The following is a 19,516-nucleotide window of genomic DNA, read 5'->3' as shown; positions in this document are numbered from 1 at the left end:
TCGCTTTTGGTCTGGAGCCCGGCATGTTGCGCATAATAGATACAGAAACCTGTGGTCTGCAGGGAGGCATTGTTGAGATTGCATCTGTCGATGTCGTTGACGGCACGATCGTCAATCCCGTGAGCCATCTGGTGCGTCCTGACCGTCCCATCAGTCCGCAAGCCATGGCTATCCATCACATCACTGAAGCGATGGTCGCGGATAAACCGTGGATTGAAGATGTCATCCCGCACTATTACGGCAGCGAGTGGTACGTGGCGCATAACGCCAGCTTTGATCGGCGTGTGCTGCCCGAAATGCCGGGGGAATGGATTTGCACCATGAAGCTTTCCCGCCGCCTGTGGCCGGGGATCAAATACAGCAATATGGCGCTCTATAAATCCCGCAAGCTGAGCGTCCAGACACCTCCTGGTCTGCACCACCACCGCGCGCTTTATGACTGCTACATCACAGCGGCACTGCTGATCGACATTATGAAGACGTCCGGCTGGACCCCGGAGCAAATGGCCGATGTCACCGGTCGTCCTGCGTTGCTAACCACATTTACCTTCGGGAAATACCGCGGGAAACCGGTATCTGAAGTCGCGGAACGCGATCCGGGCTATTTGCGCTGGCTGTTTAATAACCTTGACAATATGAGCCCGGAATTGCGCCTAACGCTGAAACACTATCTGGATAACGCCTGAGTTGCCGCCTGACCGGGCAGTGTTCCCTGCGCAAGACCAATTAAAAAAGCGAACTCGAGGGCCACACCTTCATAGGATTTATAGCGCCCGGATTTACCGCCGTGCCCGGAGTCCATATCCGTACACAATAGCAGCAGATGATCGTCGGTTTTCATTTCACGCAGTTTTGCCACCCACTTCGCCGGTTCCCAGTATTGCACCTGGGAATCGTGTAACCCTGTGGTAACCAACAGATGCGGATAATCCTGTGCGGTGACGTTATCGTATGGGCTGTAGCTTTTCATGTAGGTGTAATACTCTTTGTCCTGCGGATTGCCCCACTCTTCAAACTCACCGGTTGTCAGCGGAATTGACTCATCCAGCATGGTGGTCACCACATCGACAAATGGCACCTGAGCAATAACGCCGTGAAAAAGTGTCGGACGCTCGTTGATGGCAACCCCCATCAGCATCCCCCCGGCGCTTCCTCCCATCCCATAACACAATGAAGGTGAGCCGTAACCCAGTTTGAGCAGTGCATCGCAGACGTCAAGATAGTCATTGAAGGTATTTTTCTTGCGCAGAAATTTACCATCTTCATACCATTGCTGCCCTAATTCACCCCCGCCACGCACATGGGCGATCGCGTACACAAAGCCGCGATCCAATAAGCTTAAGCGGCTGCTGCTGAAATCAGCGTCCATGCTTGCGCCATATGAACCATAGCCATACACCAATAATGGATTTTTCCCTTTACGGAAATGCTGCTTGTGGTAGACCAGCGAGACAGGCACCTCTGTACCATCGCGCACGGTTATCCACACGTGTTCACTGCGGTAATTTGCGGCGTCGAAACCGGGGACAGTGGTCTGCTTAAGTACACGGCGCTCGCCAGTATCCATATCCAGCTCGAACAGTGTGTCCGGCGTAGTCATGGAGGAATAGCCATAGCGCAGGCGCGATGTCTCCGGTTCAGGATTATAAGCCAGCCAGGTCACATAGGCGGGATCGTCAAAGGCAATCCCTATTACTTCGTGCGTTTTGCGATTGATCTGCCGCAGGCTGGTTAACCCCTGCTGTCGTTCTTCCACCACCAGCCAGTCAGTAAACAACGTAAAGCCCTCCAGCATAACACTGTCACGCGCTGGGATAAGCGTCTCCCAGGCGTGTTCGTCGCGTACACCGGTACGGTACAGACCGAAGTTTTTACCCTGACGGTTTGAGCGCAGATAAAAGGCGTGCTGATAATGATCGAGACTGTATTCATGGTCTTTCCGACGCGTCAAAAAAACCAGTGGCTCGGCATCAGCCAGTTCTGCATCAATAAGCAGAACCTCACTGGTGGTTGCACTCGCAATATGAATAACAACATAGTGCTGTGAGGTGGTTTTATGCAGGCTGACATAAAACATATCGTCCGCCTCTTCATACACCAGCTCATCACCGGAGGATGGTGAACCGACAGTATGCCGCCAGACCTGATACGGCAGCAATGTGGTTTCATGCTTGCGGACATAATAGAAAGTCTGCGAATCGTTGGCCCAGACTAATTCCGGCTCGACGTTTTCAAGTACCTCCGGGTACCAGTTACCCGTTTGTAAATTGCGAAAACGCACGCCATATTGACGGCGGGAAAGGTAATCCTCCGCCAGTGCCATGATGGTATTATCCGGTGATATTGCCAGACCACCTAATGTATAGAATTCGCTATGGGCTGCGCGCTGGTTTCCATCCAGCAAGGTATCCCATTTATCCCATTCTTCACTGAGGGCAGACTGGCGCTGATAAATAGCATATTCACACCCCGGCTCAAAGATATGGCGGTAGCGGTATCCATTTTTCACATACGGTGCGGACACATCCTGAGGGGGAATACGGTCGATAATCTCTTTCAGAACACGATCCTGCAAAGCTTGCTGCGAAGCCATCACCTGGCGGCCATACGCATTTTCTTGTTGCAGGTAATTCAGTACTTCTGGCTGCGAGCGGGTGTCATCTCGCAACCAGTAATAATTATCAACACGAGTATCGCCATGCTGCGTCATGGCGTGTGGAATACGAGGTGCTTTAGGTAGCATGTCATTGTTCTTTTGCTTAAACATTCTATAAGGGTGGCAAAAGTCAGCAATGATGCAAGCGAAACATGCTCCTGCACAGTAACTATTTAACCCGGCAGAGCCTGTTTTTGCTCCTTAAGATCCTGCTCAATCCCTTCACGAACATCCTGCGGAATCTTCAACGCATCACCCAACGCATTCAGATAACTGCGCTCCATAAAGTGGTCGATATCAATTGCCGCACAGCTCAGAAAGTAGATTTCCAGTGCTTCTTCTTCATTGCGGACCCCCTGAGCCAGACGCTGCGGGTCGAGTGGTTGTTCAATCGCACGCTCAATCAGAACTCGCCCCTGCTCTTCAACTCCTGCTTCACGGAGTTGGTGTTCAATGGCAGCACGCTCTTTGGCATCAATATGCCCATCGCTTTTCGCTGCAAAAACCAGCGCCAGGATCAGACGCTCAGTTCGCTCATCCAGCGGCGAGCTCTGCGCACCGAATTGTGGTTCACCCTGATGCGCCGCACGGACCTTATCTTTGTACTTGTTCCATAACACCGTGCCGGCCACTGCGCCTCCACCGACCAGCAGCGCACTGGTTCCGTATTTACTGAGTAATTTACGTGAGGATTTGTTAGCAACCAGTAATCCTGCCAGACCGCCTAGCGCGCCAGGCACCAGCAGTTTGCTGAGCCCTTGTTCACCAGAAGATGTCGCAGATGATGCTTTTTGCCCAAGAAGAGATTGTAGTTGATTCAGCCAGTTAGCCATTTTGCCCCTCAAGTACAGACGAATAATCATCAAAGCGTACCCGAGGGGATGTCAGGAAGTGTTCAGGTCATCAAAAGATGTGCAAATTCAGCTACTGGCGCACCTGATACTCTGCTGTGCCGGCTTTGCAATCAAGCTTTACCTGATATTGAAGGTCGCTACTTTTGCCACGCACGGTCAGGGGGACTATCCACTGCCCATCTTTACCGACAATATCCTGCGGATTGGCCCATGCTACTGGGTCAAGCTGACCAAGTTTCTTTTGATCGTCGACCCAGCGCACAATACGATTCTGCAGGTAATCACGTTTTACACTGGCCGCGATCCCATCAGCATCCAGACCTTCACAGTTTGGAAACTTAACTGACTTACTTTCCGTATTCGCCGCAAAAACTGATACGCAGGCAGATAACAATAGCAGGCTCAACAGCGCTCTTTTTTTATACATTCTTTTCTCCTTATATCCCCTTCATCCTTCAGGCCGCAGACTCGCGGTGTGAAGGTTGTCAGAGATTGCACAATGATTCAGGGAAAAGCATGGTACAAAATATCAGGAGCGCAAGTCGCTTCAGGCCGCCTGGGTATCATTCTCAGTAGATGTGCCGTTGTCGACCACCTGTGGAGAAGGCAGCTTGCCGTTTTTCAGGATGGCGCTCAGCACCTCTTTTTGCTCAGCCAGCCACAGAGAAAGCGCTTCACGCTGCTCATCTTCCAGCGCTACCGGTGATTGTTCCAGCCATGTGTCGAGCAGATCGGCTGTATCAAGCATCTTGTCATACGCATCGGCTTCCTTTTTGCTGGTAAATGACATTTTTTCCTCACCTTCCCGAATGACTACGTATTTAACTTCAACCGCCATTTTTGCAGCCTCTTAAATTACCTGTATTTATATACAGCATATTCTTTTTCATCCCTGAAATCAACCTGGTAATAAAGACAGACGCAAACGTTTTCGTATATACTGCGCCTAGTTGAAACAGGGGATTAATTTATGACGTTATTAGGCACAGCACTGCGTCCTGCAGCTACGCGTGTGATGTTATTAGGTTCAGGTGAACTGGGTAAAGAAGTGGCGATTGAATGCCAACGCCTGGGTGTGGAAGTCATTGCCGTGGATCGTTACCCCGACGCACCAGCGATGCACGTTGCGCATCGTTCCTACGTCATCAACATGTTGGATGGCGATGCATTGCGCCAGGTTGTCGAGCATGAAAAACCGCATTTTATCGTGCCAGAAATTGAAGCCATCGCCACAGATATGCTGGTAAAACTGGAGCAGGAAGGCCTGAACGTCGTGCCTTGTGCACGTGCGACGCAACTGACCATGAACCGGGAAGGCATCCGTCGCCTCGCCGCCGACGAGTTATCTTTACCCACATCATCTTTTCGCTTCGCCGACAGTGAAATGCGTTTTCGCGAGGCCGTAGACGAAATCGGTTATCCCTGCATCGTAAAACCGGTAATGAGTTCTTCTGGTAAAGGACAGAGCTTTATCCGCTCCGCCGAGCAGCTAACCGAAGCCTGGAACTATGCCCAACAGGGCGGACGGGCTGGCGCCGGGCGTGTTATCGTCGAAGGTGTGGTGAATTTCGATTTTGAAATCACACTGCTTACCGTCAGCGCCATTGACGGCGTACATTTTTGCGCACCGGTAGGTCATCGCCAGGAAGACGGTGACTATCGCGAATCCTGGCAGCCACAGCAGATGAGCGAACTGGCATTAGCCCGGGCACAGGAGATTGCCCGGAAAGTGGTACTGGCATTGGGCGGCCACGGATTATTTGGTGTGGAGCTGTTTGTCTGCGGTGACGACGTCATTTTCAGCGAAGTATCCCCTCGTCCGCACGACACGGGTATGGTGACGCTGATTTCTCAGGATCTGTCCGAGTTTGCCCTACACGTGCGTGCATTCCTTGGTCTTCCTGTTGGCGCAATCCGCCAGTATGGGCCGTCAGCGTCAGCGGTGATCCTGCCTCAGCTAAGCAGCCAAAACGTTACCTTTGATAATGTAGATGCTGCCGTTGGCGCGGGTTTGCAGATACGTCTGTTTGGTAAACCCGAAATCGACGGTACGCGTCGTTTAGGTGTCGTGCTGGCAACGGCAGAAAGTGTTGAAGACGCGGTTGAGCGCGCGAAAAACGCGGCTGCACAGGTAAAAGTGGCAGGTTAAAACAGGATCCGTAGACCGGATGAGGCACTAAAACCCCATCCGGCAAAGCCCGATATCGGCGCTAACGCCTCTTATCGGGCCTTCGGTTTACACATTGATAGCTTACTGCTTTGCACCTTCAACCGCTTCGCGAGCCAGTTTGGTGATACGATCGTAATCACCCGCTTCCAGCGCATCCGCCGGAACCAGCCAGGAACCGCCAATGCACAGCACGCTTTTCAGGGCCAGGTAATCACGGTAATTCGCCGGGGAGATACCGCCAGTCGGGCAGAAACGAACCTGAGAGAACGGACCCGCGATTGCCTGCAGTGCTTTCGTACCGCCGTTCGCTTCAGCCGGGAAAAATTTGAACTCTTTTAAGCCGTAGTCCATACCCAGCATCAGTTCAGAAACGGTGCTGATGCCAGGGATCAGCGGAATCGTTCCTTCGGTTGCTGCTTTCAACAGCGGCTCGGTCAGACCCGGGCTAATCGCAAACTGTGCACCTGCTTCAGTAACTTCAGTCAGTTGCTGTGGATTCAGCACAGTACCCGCACCGACGATAGCATCCGGTACTTCTTTCGCGATTGCACGAATAGCATCCATCGCACATGCGGTACGTAACGTCACTTCCAGAACGCGCACGCCCCCTGCAACTAACGCTTTTGCCATCGGCACAGCGTGTTCCAGTTTGTTAACCACGATAACCGGTACAACCGGGCCAGTGGTCAGGATTGCTTCTGCACTTGTCTTCCAGTTTTTCATCAGAGTTTTCTCTCGCCTGATTACAAATTAAGTCTTAAAAAGTGATACAGGTTGCGCCCTGCTCCGCACCGGACAGCTTTTCACGCAACGCGCTGAACATTTCACGCCCGGTACCCACGCGCGAAGCGCTAAGGTCAGGAATGTGAGGCTGACGAGAGGCAAGTTCCTCTTCATCAACCAGCAGCGTCAATTCACCTGTCTGTCCATTCACACGAATGATGTCGCCATCGCGCACTTTCGCCAGCAGCCCGCCATCGTAGGCTTCTGGGGTTACATGGATTGCTGAAGGCACTTTACCTGAAGCACCTGAAAGTCGTCCATCAGTAACTAACGCAATTTTGAAACAACGGTCCAATAATACACCAAGTGGCGGCATGAGTTTATGTAATTCTGGCATTCCGTTCGCTTTTGGTCCCTGATGGCGCACAACGACTACACAATCCCGGTCAAGCAGGCCCGCATCAAACGCCGGTAATACATCATGTTGACTTTCGAAGACCACTGCAGGCGCTTCAATCACCTGATTTTCAACGGGAACAGCTGAGGTTTTCATCACCGCACGCCCCAGATTGCCACTCAGTACTTTAGTGCCACCGTGATGGGAGAATGGCTGCTCAAAGGTTGCAATCACATTGCTGTCCAGCGATTTTTCCGCACCTTCGCGCCAGTCCAGTTCACCGTTATTCAGCCACGGCTCCAGGGTATAACGCGATAAACCGAATCCGGCTACGGTATTCACATCTTCATGTAACAGACCCGCGTTCAGCAGTTCACGCATTAATACAGGCACACCGCCAGCAGCCTGGAAATGGTTAATGTCTGCCGGGCCATTCGGGTAGAGCCGGGCCATCAGCGGGACCACATCTGACAGGTCGGAGAAGTCATCCCAGTTAATCAGAATACCGGCTGCACGCGCCATGGCCACCAGGTGCATCGTATGGTTGGTTGAACCACCGGTCGCCAGCAGTGCCACAATACCGTTCACGACCACTTTTTCATCGATCATTTTACCGATCGGCATCCACTCGTTACCGTTACCGGTCAGACGTGTTACCTGACGGGCCGCCGCTGCGGTCAATGCTTCACGCAGTGGTGCATCCGGGTGCACAAAAGAGGAGCCTGGCAACTGCATACCCATAAACTCCACGACCATCTGGTTGGTGTTAGCGGTGCCGTAAAACGTACAGGTACCTGGTGCATGATAAGACGCAGCCTCGGATTCGAGCAGTGCCATACGATCGACTTTGCCTTCGGCATACAGTTGACGAATACGCACTTTCTCTTTGTTCGCCAGACCACTCGCCATCGGGCCTGAAGGGATGAAGATGGAAGGCAGATGACCGAAGGAAAGCGCCGCCATGACCAGGCCCGGGACAATTTTGTCGCACACGCCGAGGAACAGCGCGCCATCGAACATATTGTGTGAGAGCCCCACGGCCGCCGACATCGCAATGACTTCACGACTTAGCAAAGAAAGCTCCATGCCGTCCTGACCCTGGGTCACTCCGTCGCACATCGCAGGTACGCCACCAGCAACCTGACCCACCGCATTGGCTTCATGTAGTGCTTTACGAATGATGGCCGGATAGTGTTCATACGGCTGGTGTGCGGAAAGCATGTCGTTATAGGAGGTAATGATCGCGATATTGTTACGCAACATGCTTTTTAGCGAGGCTTTATCCTCTGGCTGACATGCGGCAAAACCATGCGCCAGATTACCGCACGCCAGTTGTGAACGATGGACGGTAGTCGTTTTAGCCTGTTCGATTCGAGCGAGGTAGGCGGAACGCGTGTCCCGGGAACGTTCGACGATACGTTGTGTTACGCGTAACAAATTCGGATTCATAGAGGCTCCTAAAATTTATCTGTCAGAGCTGTTGGGTAAACAATGTATTCAGCATCGCTAAATATTGCTGAATCGCTTGTTAGCCGTAGCTCAGGGGCAAAATCGTTTCAGGCAGTGTAATAAAAAAAACCTCGCGGGTGAATCCACGCGAGGTTTAAAAGTGCAAAAATTATCCTACAATCTGTGTTAGATCATGTTACCGGTAAAATAACACCTAATGGCTAGATGATCTTTTACTCAAATTCGTTCCAGGAACGACCGTCACGGGTGATCATGGCCACAGACGCAACCGGTCCCCAGGTTCCCGCCTGATAAGGCTTCGGCGACTCGTTATCCATCGCCCAGGCTTCGGTAATTGAATCCACCCACTTCCAGGCTTCTTCGACCTCATCGCGACGCACAAACAGAGCCTGAATACCGCGCATGGTTTCCAACAGCAGGCGCTCATAGGCGTCGGCCAGGTGCGTTTGGTTGAAGGTTTCTGAGTAGCTCAGATCCAGCTTAGTGATTTGCAGATTATGTTTGTGGTCCAGACCCGGCACTTTGTTCAATACCTGGATATCAACCCCTTCATCAGGCTGCAAACGAATAGTCAACTTGTTCTGCGGCAGATCCTGCCAGGATTCTTTAAACAGATTCAGCTCAGGTGTTTTGAAGTAAACCACCACTTCAGAGCACTTGGTTGGTAAACGTTTACCGGTACGCAGGTAGAACGGTACACCCGTCCAGCGCCAGTTATCGATATCGACGCGGATCGCCACAAACGTTTCCGTATTGCTGCTCTTATTCGCACCCTCTTCCTCCAGGTAACCCGGTACTTTTTTACCCTGAGCAAAACCGGTGGTGTACTGGCCGCGAACCGTTTTTTCACGCACGTTCGAGCGATCGATGCGACGCAGCGATTTCAGTACTTTTACTTTCTCATCGCGAATGCTGTCGGCGCTCAGATCAGCCGGAGGAGACATTGCGATCATGCATAGGATCTGCAGCAGGTGGTTCTGGATCATATCGCGCATTTGACCTGCCTGGTCAAAATAGCCCCAGCGCCCTTCAATACCCACTTCTTCCGCCACCGTAATTTCTACGTGGTCGATAGTGCGATTATCCCAGTTATTCACAAACAGGGAGTTAGCGAAACGCAGCGCCAGCAGGTTCAGAACCGTTTCTTTACCAAGATAGTGGTCGATGCGGTAAACCTGGCATTCTTCGAAATACTCACCCACCTGGTCGTTGATTTCACGGGACGTCGCGAGCGAAGTACCCAGCGGTTTTTCCATCACGACACGCGCAGGTTTAGCATTAAGTTTTGCCTCACCCAAACCTTTGCAGATCGCGCCAAAGGTGCTTGGCGGCATAGCGAAATAGTTAATCGTGGTACGTGATTTTTGATCCAGCATATCGCCCAGACGGCTAAATGCGGCGGTGTCATTGACGTCCAGATTACAAAAATCCAGACGGCCACTGAGGGTTTCCCATAAACTTTCATCAATTTTTTCTTTCATGAAAGTTTCGAGCGCTTCGCGTACAACCTTGGTATAGGCAGCTTTGTCCCAATCAGCACGCCCTACCCCAATGATGCGGGTATCCGGGTTAATCTGACCGGCCTTTTCCAGTTGATACAGGGAAGGCAGCAATTTCCGTCGCGCCAGGTCGCCCTTCGCGCCGAAAATGACCAGGTCACATGCCTGGGCTGTTTGCGTTACCGCCATGTCATTCTCCTCAATTAAGTGCCTGGTGCTTTTGCCAGACACTGGTTGTAATTTTATTACAATGCACTGTACTGCTTTTACGTGATTCCGTGAACCGTAAACACTTATCCAGCCGTGCTGTTACCGAAAACAGCGGCTAAAGAGGCGCCAGTTCGGCTCAAAATGGATAAAAAAGTCATTTTTTTTCGTACCCATGAAGAAGTATGAAAACCAGACTTCGATCATGTAATGAAAAAAAACAACAACTATTCTATCCATTTTGCCCCGTTCCTTCGCTCCCAGGGGTAATATCTAACAAAATTATCTCCCGATTTCCCCGTATTGCTGAAATCGCTTTTGCCCATGACCCATGAGTCCACCTACATCATGAATATGCTGGAAAAAATCCAGTTAAAACTGGAACATTTGAGCAAGTCAGAACGTAAAGTTGCTGACGTTATTCTTACCTCGCCAGACCAGGCAATCCATTCGAGCATTGCTGCGCTGGCGCTGGAAGCCAATGTCAGCGAACCCACCGTTAACCGTTTCTGTCGCAGCATGGATACGCGTGGCTTTCCTGATTTTAAACTGCATCTGGCGCAAAGTCTGGCAAATGGTACCCCATATGTTAATCGCAATGTGGATGAGGATGACAGCGTTGAATCCTACACGGGGAAAATCTTCGAGTCTGCAATGGCAAGCCTTGACCATGTTCGTCAGTCTCTGGATAACGTGGCGGTAAATCGTGCGGTTGATTTGCTAACTCAGGCGAAGAAAATAGCCTTTTTTGGGCTAGGTTCCTCCGCTGCGGTGGCGCATGACGCCATGAATAAATTTTTCCGTTTTAACGTTCCGGTTATCTATTCTGACGACATCGTTCTGCAACGCATGAGCTGTATGAATTGTAGTGATGATGATGTCATTGTGCTCATTTCACACACCGGAAGAACCAAAAGTCTGGTGGAACTGGCGCAACTGGCAAGAGAAAACGATGCCATGGTGATTGCCCTGACATCTCCTGGTACTCCACTGGCACGTGAAGCAACGCTGGCAATTACCCTCGATGTACCGGAAGATACTGACATTTATATGCCCATGGTCTCTCGACTTGCTCAACTTACCGTGATAGATGTGCTGGCTACAGGATTTACTTTGCGCCGTGGGGCAAAATTTAGAGATAACTTGAAGCGTGTCAAGGAAGCGCTCAAGGAATCGCGTTTTGATAAAGAATTACTCATCAAGAGTGATGACCGCTAAAAGCAATAACAATGTTCTACCCTTTTATCATCCGGGTCGTTCATTTTACCGTTTATGTTCGAGAACGGCCGGATCAATGTTCACGCAACACCTAGTTGTTTCAGTCAACGGAGTATTACATGTCCAGAAGGCTTCGCAGAACCAAAATCGTTACCACGTTAGGCCCGGCAACTGACCGCGATAACAACCTTGAAAAAATTATCGCCGCGGGCGCAAACGTTGTACGTATGAACTTTTCACACGGCTCTCCAGAAGATCACAAAATGCGGGCGGATAAAGTCCGTGAGATTGCCGCCAAACTGGGACGTCATGTAGCTATTTTGGGTGACCTGCAGGGACCTAAAATCCGCGTATCGACCTTTAAAGAAGGCAAAGTATTTCTCAATGTTGGCGACAAATTCCTGTTAGACGCCAACCTCGCTAAAGGTGAAGGCGACAAAGAAAAAGTCGGTATCGATTACAAAGGCCTGCCAGCTGACGTAGTGCCGGGCGATATCCTGCTGCTGGATGATGGTCGCGTACAGCTCAAAGTGCTGGAAGTTCAGGGAATGAAAGTCTTCACCGAAGTCACTGTCGGTGGCCCGCTCTCCAACAACAAAGGCATCAACAAACTTGGTGGTGGTCTTTCTGCTGAAGCACTGACGGAAAAAGACAAAGCAGACATCATTACTGCAGCGCAAATCAGCGTTGACTATCTGGCGGTCTCCTTCCCTCGCTGCGGTGAAGATCTGAATTATGCCCGCCGCCTGGCGCGCGACGCTGGCTGCGATGCGAAAATTGTTGCCAAGGTAGAGCGTGCTGAAGCCGTCTGTGACCAGAATGCGATGGATGACATCATCCTTGCCTCTGACGTGGTAATGGTTGCGCGTGGCGACCTGGGCGTGGAAATCGGTGACCCGGAGCTGGTCGGTATTCAGAAAGCGTTGATCCGTCGCGCACGTCAGCTGAACCGTGCAGTAATTACCGCAACGCAGATGATGGAGTCGATGATCACTAACCCAATGCCAACCCGTGCGGAAGTCATGGACGTGGCAAACGCCGTTCTGGATGGGACTGATGCCGTCATGCTGTCTGCAGAAACAGCCGCAGGCCAGTACCCGGCGGAAACCGTCGCAGCGATGGCTCGCGTATGTCTGGGTGCAGAGAAAATCCCGAGCATCAACGTTTCTAAACACCGTCTTGACGTGCAGTTTGATAACGTTGAAGAAGCCATCGCCATGTCAGCGATGTATGCCGCGAACCACCTGAAAGGTGTTACCGCTATCATCGCCATGACCGAGTCCGGTCGTACTGCGCTGATGACATCCCGCATCAGCTCTGGCCTGCCAATTTTCGCGATGTCTCGTCATGAGCGTACGCTGAATCTGACCTCTCTGTATCGTGGCGTTACGCCGGTCCACTTTGACAGCGAAACTGACGGTGTAGTAGCTGCCAACGAAGCGGTCAATCTGCTGCGCGACAAAGGTTACCTGGTGTCAGGCGATCTGGTGATTGTGACCCAGGGTGATGTCATGAGCACCATCGGTTCCACCAACACCACACGTATTCTGACTGTAGAATAACGACTCTGCTGACTGCCTGATATTATTCGCTTATCAGGACGGGTCAGATACAAAAAAGCCTCTCGAACGAGAGGCTTTTTCTATTTCTTAGGATAAAGATCTTTGCGTTTATACGGTTCAATTTCGCCGGGTTTGCGGGTCTTTAGCAGTTTCAGAATCCAGGTGTATTGTTCGAGATGCGGGGTGACAAAAATCTCCACTTCTTCATTCATCCGTCTGGCAATTGTATGGTCATCGGCCGTGAGAATGTCATCCATGGGTGGGCGTACCTGAATCGTCAGGCGATGCGTTTTGCCATCGTACACCGGGAACAGCGGTACTACGCGCGCATGACAAACCTTCATCAGACGGCCAATTGCCGGTAACGTTGCCTTATAGGTCGCGAAGAAGTCCACAAACTCGCTATGCTCCGGGCCGTGGTCCTGATCCGGTAAGTAATATCCCCAGTATCCCTGCCGTACCGACTGAATAAAAGGTTTAATACCGTCGTTACGTGCATGTAAACGACCGCCGAAACGTCGACGTACCGTATTCCAGACATAGTCAAATACCGGATTGCCCTGGTTATGGAACATTGCTGCCATTTTCTGGCCCTGAGATGCCATCAGCATTGCCGGAATATCAACACCCCAGCCGTGAGGGACGAGAAAAATCACCTTTTCCTCATTACGTCGCATCTCATCGATAATTTCCAGGCCCTGCCAGTCAACGCGGTTCTGAATTTTCTCCGGGCCACGCATTGCTAATTCGGCCATCATAACCATCGCCTGAGGCGCAGTCGCAAACATCTCATCAACGATGGCTTCACGCTCGGCTTCGCTGCGCTCAGGAAAACAGAGAGATAAATTGATAAGCGCTCTACGACGCGAACTTTTCCCCAACCGTCCGGCAAACCGTCCCAGTTTCGCCAGAACGGGATCGCGAAATGACGCAGGCGTTAGTGCAATCCCTGCGATCGCCGCCACGCCAAGCCAGGCGCCCCAGTAGCGCGGATGACGGAATGATTTATGAAACTCAGGGATATACTCAATACTCTTTTTTTTCGTTTCCATGCTCTTCCAGTATCGGGGGCTGCGAAAAAGTAAATCTGCTGATAGTGTAGCGGCGCACCGTGTCCCGTACAAAATAAAAAGCCGGCACGCTTAGCGTACCGGCTCTGTCCGAGTATTTATTAATCGAAGCGTAGCTGAGGCAGAACCTCTTTCACCTGTGCCAGGTACTCGGTACGATCCGAACCGCTCAGCCCTTCCGTACGCGGCAGTTTTGCCGTCAACGGGTTCACAGCCTGCTGGTTGACCCATACTTCGTAGTGCAGGTGCGGGCCAGTAGAACGCCCAGTGTTACCTGACAGCGCAATACGGTCGCCACGTTTCACTTTTTGTCCCGGTTTAACCAGCAGCTTACGCAGGTGCATGTAACGGGTGGTGTAAGTGCGACCGTGACGAACGGCAACATAGTATCCGGCCGCGCCACTACGTTTCGCGACCACCACTTCTCCATCACCGACTGACAGCACCGGCGTACCTTGCGGCATCGCAAAGTCGACACCTTTGTGCGGTGCAACGCGTCCGGTTACCGGATTCAGGCGACGTGGATTGAAGTTTGACGAAATACGGAACTGCTTCGCCGTAGGGAAACGCATAAACCCTTTAGCAAGCCCGGTCCCGTTACGGTCATAAAATTTACCGTCTTCAGCACGGATAGCGTAATAATCTTTGCCTTCAGAGCGCAAACGAACGCCCAGCAGTTGGCTTTGTTCGCGTTTACCGTCCAGCATCTCGCGAGACATCAAAACTGAGAACTCATCGCCTTTCTTCAGCTTGCGAAAGTCCATCTGCCATTGCATCGCTTTAATCACTGCGCTGATTTCAGAACTGGTCAGGCCAGCATCCCGTGCACTGGCGACAAAACTACCGCCCACCGTACCGTTGATTCGGCTGTTGACCCAGTCGCCCTGCTGCATTTCGCTGCTCATTTTGAAACCCGTAGCCGTACGATCATAAGTACGGGTTTCACGGCGGGAGACTTCCCAGGTCAGGCGCTGCAAATCACCTTCCGAAGACAGTGTCCAGGAAAGTTGCTGGCCAATTTTTAGGTTACGTAAATCTTTATCAGATGCGGCAAGCTGGCTGATATCGCCCATATCAATGCCGTACTGGTTCAGAATACTGCTCAGCGTATCGCCAGTAGAGACAACATACTCGTGAACCCCGGCCTCGCCAGAGGTCTTATCATCGAGTTCGTCCTGAGGGATAGCTTCATCTTCCTGAGCGGCTTGATCGATAGGTTCGCTGGCCTCTGGCAGCAGTGAACGTATCTCGCTTTTTTCCAGCTCAATGGTTTTAACGATGGGTGCAGAGTCGGGATGGTATACATAAGGCCGCCAGACTGCGACGGCCAGGGTCAGAACAGTAAGCGACCCCAACATAACACGATGGGGTCGCGGCAAATTATTAAATGCCAGAGCGACAGAGCGGGCTATCTGTTGCACGTATTCACTTCCTCATTAATCTCCTTTCAGGCAGCTCGCATACTGGTTGGCTAATTGGTTCAGAAACGCTGAATAGCTTGCTTTACCCAGTTTGATATTCGTTCCGAGGGGATCCAACGTTCCCATTCGAACGGATGTCCCTCTCGCTACGGCTTCAACGACCGCTGGCCTGAACTGTGGCTCAGCAAAAACGCAGGTTGCTTTTTGCTCAACCAACTGTGTTCTTATTTCATGTAAACGCTGCGCACCAGGTTGAATCTCAGGGTTCACGGTAAAGTGACCAAGCGGGGTTAGCCCGTAGTGTTTTTCGTAGTAGCCATAGGCGTCATGAAAAACAAAATACCCTTTACCCTTGAGCGGTGCGAGCTCGTTACCTACCTGCTTATCGGTTGCGGCTAATTGTGCCTCAAAATCCTTCAGGTTGGCGTCAAGTTTGGCTCGACTTTGCGGCATAAGTTCCACTAATTTATCATGGATTGCAACCGCTGAGGCCCGCGCTATCTCTGGGGAAAGCCAAAGATGCATGTTGTAATCACCATGATGGTGATGCTCGTCACTTTTTTCGCCGTGAGCGTCATTATGCCCATGATCATCATCATCATCGTCAGCGCCTTTCATGAGCAACGGTTTCACGTCATTGAGCTGCGCAATCGTTACCTGTTTTGCGTTAGGAATATTCTTGACTGACTTTTCCATAAACGCCTCCATTTCCGGACCGATCCAAACAACTAAGTCCGCGTTCTGTAAGCGTTTTACGTCTGAAGGGCGCAGCGAATAATCGTGTTCGGAAGCCCCGTCAGGCAGCAGAACCTGGGTGTCTGTAACCCCATCTGCAATCGCTGAAGCAATAAAGCCCAACGGCTTAAGTGACGCCACTACAGCGGCATTTGCTGCCTGAGTTGCACTACCCCAAAGAGCAGCGGATAATGCTGCGAAAAGAAGCGTATTTTTATGTAACATAATGCGACCAATCATCGTAACGAATGTGAGAAATGTGATATTATAACATTCTATAACTTCTGCAAGACTAAAATTGATATGACGACTTTGGTTTCACTGGAAAATGTCTCGGTCTCTTATGGTCAACGCCGCGTCCTTTCTGACGTATCGCTTGAACTTCGACCCGGCAAAATTTTAACGCTTCTTGGCCCGAATGGGGCCGGAAAGTCTACGCTGGTGCGCGTTGTATTGGGGCTGGTAGCGGCTAATGAAGGGGTTATCAAGCGCAACGGGCATTTGCGGATTGGCTATGTACCGCAAAAACTATACCTCGATACCACACTTCCGCTGACGGTGAGCCGTTTTTTGCGCTTACGGCCAGGCACAAAGAAAGCCGACATTCTCCCTGCGCTAAAGCGTGTTCAGGCCGGGCATCTGATGGATGCGCCGATGCAAAAACTGTCTGGCGGGGAAACGCAACGCGTCTTGCTGGCCCGTGCGTTGCTAAATAAACCACAGCTACTGGTGCTCGATGAACCGACTCAGGGAGTGGATGTGAATGGTCAGGTTGCACTGTACGATCTTATCGATCAGTTGCGACGCGAGCTGGATTGCGCCGTGTTGATGGTATCTCATGATCTGCATCTGGTCATGGCAAAAACCGACGAAGTCCTGTGTCTGAACCATCACATTTGCTGCTCCGGCACACCAGAGGTGGTTTCAATGCACCCTGAATTCATTTCTATGTTCGGGCAACGCGGCGCTGAACAACTCGGAATTTACCGTCACAACCATAATCATCGCCACGATTTGCAGGGTCGCATTGTGTTACGCCGGGGAAATGGTCACTCATGATTGAATTATTATTACCCGGCTGGTTAGCCGGGATCATGCTGGCCTGCGCTGCTGGCCCGCTTGGCTCGTTTGTGGTCTGGCGTCGGATGTCTTATTTTGGCGATACGCTGGCGCACGCATCACTGCTGGGCGTTGCGTTTGGTCTGCTGCTGGATGTAAACCCGTTCTACGCGGTTATCGTCGTCACCCTGTTGCTGGCCGCAGGTCTGGTGTGGCTGGAGAAACGCCCTCACCTCGCGATTGATACCCTGCTCGGTATTATGGCGCACAGTGCACTGTCATTAGGCCTGGTGGTTGTCAGCCTGATGTCCAATATTCGCGTGGATCTCATGGCCTATCTGTTTGGCGATCTGCTCGCCGTCACCCCAGAAGATCTGGCGGCCATTGCCATTGGTGTCGTGGTCGTACTGGCTATTCTGTTCTGGCAGTGGCGTAACCTGCTATCGATGACTATCAGCCCGGATCTGGCCTTTGTTGACGGCGTGAAACTGCAACGTGTCAAGCTATTGCTGATGCTGGTCACAGCACTCACTATCGGTGTGGCGATGAAATTCGTCGGGGCGCTGATTATCACATCACTGCTGATAATTCCTGCAGCAACCGCACGTCGTTTCGCCCGTACACCCGAACAGATGGCGGGCGTTGCCGTAGGTGTAGGCATGATAGCGGTGACAGGCGGGCTGACCTTCTCAGCGTTCTATGACACTCCGGCGGGGCCATCCGTGGTGCTTTGTGCTGCACTGCTGTTTATCTTCAGTATGATGAAGAAGCAGGCCAGTTGATTATTTGTTGTTGCCGGATGATCTGCACCCTCCGGCAACAACAAACTTAAGGCATCTCCGGGGGAGTAATACCAAAGTGGTTCCATGCACGTACAGTCGCCATACGTCCGCGCGGAGTCCGTTGTAAAAAACCTTGCTGAATCAAATACGGTTCCAGCACGTCCTCAATAGTTTCACGTTCTTCGCCGATTGCCGCCGCCAGGTTATCCAGGCCGACCGGACCACCAAAGAATTTATCGATCACGGCCAGCAACAGCTTACGGTCCATATAATCGAAGCCTTCAGCATCGACATTGAGCATATCCAGCGCCTGGGCAGCGATATCCGCCGAGATGGTGCCGTCATGCTTCACTTCGGCGAAATCACGCACTCGACGCAGTAAACGGTTGGCAATACGCGGCGTACCGCGTGCCCGGCGCGCCACTTCCAGCGCCCCTTCATCACTCATCTCCAGCCCCATAAAGCGAGCACTGCGTCCAACAATGTGTTGAAGATCAGCGACCTGATAGAATTCCAGTCGCTGAACAATGCCAAAGCGATCACGCAGTGGAGACGTTAACGAACCCGCACGCGTTGTTGCGCCAATCAGGGTAAACGGCGGCAGATCGATTTTAATTGAACGTGCTGCCGGGCCTTCGCCAATCATGATATCCAGCTGATAGTCTTCCATTGCCGGATACAACACCTCTTCCACTACGGGTGACAAGCGATGGATTTCATCAATAAACAGCACATCATGGGGTTCGAGGTTGGTGAGCATAGCCGCCAGATCGCCTGCTTTTTCCAGCACCGGACCGGACGTCGTGCGCAGGTTGACGCCCATTTCATTGGCAACAATATTGGCAAGCGTGGTTTTACCAAGACCCGGAGGACCAAAAATCAGCAGGTGATCGAGGGCATCACCGCGCAGCTTCGCCGCCTGGATAAAAATTTCCATCTGCGAACGTACCTGAGGCTGGCCGATATACTCTTCCAGCAATCTGGGGCGGATCGCACGATCCACCAGATCTTCAGGGGTATTGCTGGCAGCCGAAATCAGGCGATCTGCTTCAATCATCCTTTACCTCACAATGCCGCGCGAAGCGCTTCGCGAATCAGGGTTTCACTGCTGGCATCAGGGCGAGCAACTTTGCTTACCATGCGGCTGGCTTCCTGTGGTTTATAGCCTAACGCTACCAGCGCAGCAACCGCTTCCTGCTCGGCATCATCGCTTACCGGACCAGCAGGTGATGTCAGCACCAGATCGGCTGCCGGGGTAAAGAGGTCGCCATGCAGTCCTTTAAAGCGGTCTTTCATTTCAACAATCAGGCGCTCCGCCGTTTTCTTACCGATACCCGGTAGTTTGACCAGCGCCCCCAGTTCTTCACGTTCTACGGCATTGACAAACTGCTGCGCTGACATGCCGGAAAGGATCGCCAGCGCCAGCTTCGGCCCAACGCCGTTGGTTTTAATGAGTTCTTTAAACAGCGTGCGTTCTTGCTTATTGTTAAAGCCATACAGCAGTTGTGCGTCTTCGCGCACCACAAAATGCGTGAAGATGATCGCTTCCTGCCCGGCTTCCGGCAGCTCGTAGAAACAGGTCATCGGCATATGCACTTCATAGCCTACCCCGCCCGTTTCCAGAAGGACCAGTGGGGGTTGTTTTTCAAGAATGATGCCTCTGAGTCTGCCTATCACATGACGCTCCTGCGTT

18 protein-coding genes are annotated in these 19,516 nt (G+C 51.8%); 6 read left to right on the top strand and 12 right to left on the bottom strand.

Annotation, left to right across the window (positions count from 1 at the left end):
• The first annotated feature begins 23 nt into the window (after window positions 1-23).
• Window positions 24-686 carry an exodeoxyribonuclease X gene (gene exoX / locus ACLJXE_RS16610; protein ID WP_410751424.1) on the top strand — a complete coding sequence of 221 codons (663 nt, stop codon included), beginning with the start codon at window positions 24-26 and terminating at the stop codon, window positions 684-686.
• Here the strand turns inward: exoX and ptrB are convergent.
• The 4 genes from ptrB to yebG form a co-directional block, all read right to left on the bottom strand.
• A complete protein-coding gene (gene ptrB, locus ACLJXE_RS16605; protein ID WP_410751423.1) occupies window positions 668-2,743 on the bottom strand; it encodes an oligopeptidase B in 2,076 nt (691 codons plus the stop codon). The genes exoX and ptrB overlap by 19 nt on opposite strands.
• An 86-nt stretch (window positions 2,744-2,829) precedes the next feature.
• Window positions 2,830-3,489: a tellurite resistance TerB family protein gene (locus tag ACLJXE_RS16600; protein ID WP_410751422.1), complete on the bottom strand. Its 660-nt coding sequence runs from the start codon at window positions 3,487-3,489 to the stop codon at window positions 2,830-2,832.
• 91 nt (window positions 3,490-3,580) lie between these two features.
• Window positions 3,581-3,937, bottom strand: a complete 357-nt coding sequence (gene yebF / locus ACLJXE_RS16595; RefSeq protein ID WP_410751421.1) for a protein YebF — start codon at window positions 3,935-3,937, stop codon at window positions 3,581-3,583.
• Between the two features lie 120 nt (window positions 3,938-4,057).
• Entirely contained in the window at window positions 4,058-4,348 is a 291-nt protein-coding gene (yebG, locus tag ACLJXE_RS16590; protein WP_410751420.1) for a DNA damage-inducible protein YebG, read from the bottom strand.
• A 132-nt stretch (window positions 4,349-4,480) separates the two neighbouring features.
• Here yebG and purT point away from each other — a divergent pair, with 132 nt between their 5' ends.
• The gene (gene purT / locus ACLJXE_RS16585) at window positions 4,481-5,659 is read left to right on the top strand and encodes a formate-dependent phosphoribosylglycinamide formyltransferase (RefSeq protein ID WP_410751419.1); all 1,179 of its coding nucleotides are present in this window, start codon (window positions 4,481-4,483) and stop codon (window positions 5,657-5,659) included.
• A 102-nt stretch (window positions 5,660-5,761) separates the two neighbouring features.
• Here purT and kdgA read toward each other — a convergent pair whose 3' ends face one another.
• From kdgA to zwf, 3 genes are all read right to left on the bottom strand, one after another.
• Window positions 5,762-6,403, bottom strand: coding sequence for a bifunctional 4-hydroxy-2-oxoglutarate aldolase/2-dehydro-3-deoxy-phosphogluconate aldolase (kdgA, locus tag ACLJXE_RS16580; protein ID WP_286630847.1), 642 nt, complete (start codon window positions 6,401-6,403; stop codon window positions 5,762-5,764).
• A 34-nt stretch (window positions 6,404-6,437) separates the two neighbouring features.
• A complete protein-coding gene (gene edd / locus ACLJXE_RS16575; protein ID WP_410751418.1) occupies window positions 6,438-8,249 on the bottom strand; it encodes a phosphogluconate dehydratase in 1,812 nt (603 codons plus the stop codon).
• 233 nt (window positions 8,250-8,482) lie between these two features.
• Window positions 8,483-9,958, bottom strand: a complete 1,476-nt coding sequence (gene zwf, locus ACLJXE_RS16570) for a glucose-6-phosphate dehydrogenase (RefSeq protein WP_286630845.1) — start codon at window positions 9,956-9,958, stop codon at window positions 8,483-8,485.
• A gap of 366 nt (window positions 9,959-10,324) precedes the next feature.
• On the opposite strand from zwf, the gene ACLJXE_RS16565 reads away from it, so the two are divergent.
• Window positions 10,325-11,194 (top strand): MurR/RpiR family transcriptional regulator, encoded by an 870-nt coding sequence (locus tag ACLJXE_RS16565; RefSeq protein ID WP_137381864.1) that lies wholly within the window; start codon window positions 10,325-10,327, stop codon window positions 11,192-11,194.
• A 119-nt stretch (window positions 11,195-11,313) separates the two neighbouring features.
• Window positions 11,314-12,756, top strand: a complete 1,443-nt coding sequence (pyk, locus tag ACLJXE_RS16560) for a pyruvate kinase (protein ID WP_410751417.1) — start codon at window positions 11,314-11,316, stop codon at window positions 12,754-12,756.
• Window positions 12,757-12,836: 80 nt separating this feature from the next.
• Here pyk and lpxM read toward each other — a convergent pair whose 3' ends face one another.
• From lpxM to znuA, 3 genes are all read right to left on the bottom strand, one after another.
• Complete coding sequence (gene lpxM / locus ACLJXE_RS16555; protein ID WP_410751416.1) at window positions 12,837-13,808, bottom strand: lauroyl-Kdo(2)-lipid IV(A) myristoyltransferase; 972 nt, start codon at window positions 13,806-13,808, stop codon at window positions 12,837-12,839.
• 119 nt (window positions 13,809-13,927) lie between these two features.
• Window positions 13,928-15,247: a murein DD-endopeptidase MepM gene (gene mepM, locus ACLJXE_RS16550; protein ID WP_071887356.1), complete on the bottom strand. Its 1,320-nt coding sequence runs from the start codon at window positions 15,245-15,247 to the stop codon at window positions 13,928-13,930.
• Between the two features lie 15 nt (window positions 15,248-15,262).
• Window positions 15,263-16,207: a zinc ABC transporter substrate-binding protein ZnuA gene (gene znuA / locus ACLJXE_RS16545; RefSeq protein WP_410751415.1), complete on the bottom strand. Its 945-nt coding sequence runs from the start codon at window positions 16,205-16,207 to the stop codon at window positions 15,263-15,265.
• 78 nt (window positions 16,208-16,285) lie between these two features.
• On the opposite strand from znuA, the gene znuC reads away from it, so the two are divergent.
• Complete coding sequence (znuC, locus tag ACLJXE_RS16540) at window positions 16,286-17,041, top strand: zinc ABC transporter ATP-binding protein ZnuC (RefSeq protein WP_410751414.1); 756 nt, start codon at window positions 16,286-16,288, stop codon at window positions 17,039-17,041.
• A complete protein-coding gene (gene znuB / locus ACLJXE_RS16535) occupies window positions 17,038-17,823 on the top strand; it encodes a zinc ABC transporter permease subunit ZnuB (RefSeq protein ID WP_410751413.1) in 786 nt (261 codons plus the stop codon). The genes znuC and znuB overlap by 4 nt, the downstream gene beginning before the upstream one ends.
• A gap of 46 nt (window positions 17,824-17,869) precedes the next feature.
• On the opposite strand, the gene ruvB is transcribed toward znuB, so the two are convergent.
• Window positions 17,870-18,880 carry a Holliday junction branch migration DNA helicase RuvB gene (gene ruvB / locus ACLJXE_RS16530; RefSeq protein WP_286630843.1) on the bottom strand — a complete coding sequence of 337 codons (1,011 nt, stop codon included), beginning with the start codon at window positions 18,878-18,880 and terminating at the stop codon, window positions 17,870-17,872.
• Between the two features lie 8 nt (window positions 18,881-18,888).
• On the bottom strand, window positions 18,889-19,500 hold the full coding sequence (gene ruvA, locus ACLJXE_RS16525) for a Holliday junction branch migration protein RuvA (protein WP_410751412.1): 612 nt from the start codon (window positions 19,498-19,500) through the stop codon (window positions 18,889-18,891).
• Between the last annotated feature and the right edge of the window lie 16 nt (window positions 19,501-19,516).

It is taken from the genome of Citrobacter sp. U14242, assembly GCF_046555775.1.
Taxonomy (GTDB): Bacteria; Pseudomonadota; Gammaproteobacteria; order Enterobacterales; family Enterobacteriaceae; genus Citrobacter.
This window is presented reverse-complemented; position numbering and strand designations above follow the sequence as displayed.

Coding starts and splice junctions, on each gene's coding strand:
- exoX (WP_410751424.1), top strand. CDS start 24: ATGTTGCGCATAATAGATACAGAAACCTGTGGTCTGCAGGGAGGCATT.
- ptrB (WP_410751423.1), bottom strand. CDS start 2,743: ATGCTACCTAAAGCACCTCGTATTCCACACGCCATGACGCAGCATGGC.
- ACLJXE_RS16600 (WP_410751422.1), bottom strand. CDS start 3,489: ATGGCTAACTGGCTGAATCAACTACAATCTCTTCTTGGGCAAAAAGCA.
- yebF (WP_410751421.1), bottom strand. CDS start 3,937: ATGTATAAAAAAAGAGCGCTGTTGAGCCTGCTATTGTTATCTGCCTGC.
- yebG (WP_410751420.1), bottom strand. CDS start 4,348: ATGGCGGTTGAAGTTAAATACGTAGTCATTCGGGAAGGTGAGGAAAAA.
- purT (WP_410751419.1), top strand. CDS start 4,481: ATGACGTTATTAGGCACAGCACTGCGTCCTGCAGCTACGCGTGTGATG.
- kdgA (WP_286630847.1), bottom strand. CDS start 6,403: ATGAAAAACTGGAAGACAAGTGCAGAAGCAATCCTGACCACTGGCCCG.
- edd (WP_410751418.1), bottom strand. CDS start 8,249: ATGAATCCGAATTTGTTACGCGTAACACAACGTATCGTCGAACGTTCC.
- zwf (WP_286630845.1), bottom strand. CDS start 9,958: ATGGCGGTAACGCAAACAGCCCAGGCATGTGACCTGGTCATTTTCGGC.
- ACLJXE_RS16565 (WP_137381864.1), top strand. CDS start 10,325: ATGAATATGCTGGAAAAAATCCAGTTAAAACTGGAACATTTGAGCAAG.
- pyk (WP_410751417.1), top strand. CDS start 11,314: ATGTCCAGAAGGCTTCGCAGAACCAAAATCGTTACCACGTTAGGCCCG.
- lpxM (WP_410751416.1), bottom strand. CDS start 13,808: ATGGAAACGAAAAAAAAGAGTATTGAGTATATCCCTGAGTTTCATAAA.
- znuA (WP_410751415.1), bottom strand. CDS start 16,207: ATGTTACATAAAAATACGCTTCTTTTCGCAGCATTATCCGCTGCTCTT.
- znuC (WP_410751414.1), top strand. CDS start 16,286: ATGACGACTTTGGTTTCACTGGAAAATGTCTCGGTCTCTTATGGTCAA.
- znuB (WP_410751413.1), top strand. CDS start 17,038: ATGATTGAATTATTATTACCCGGCTGGTTAGCCGGGATCATGCTGGCC.
- ruvB (WP_286630843.1), bottom strand. CDS start 18,880: ATGATTGAAGCAGATCGCCTGATTTCGGCTGCCAGCAATACCCCTGAA.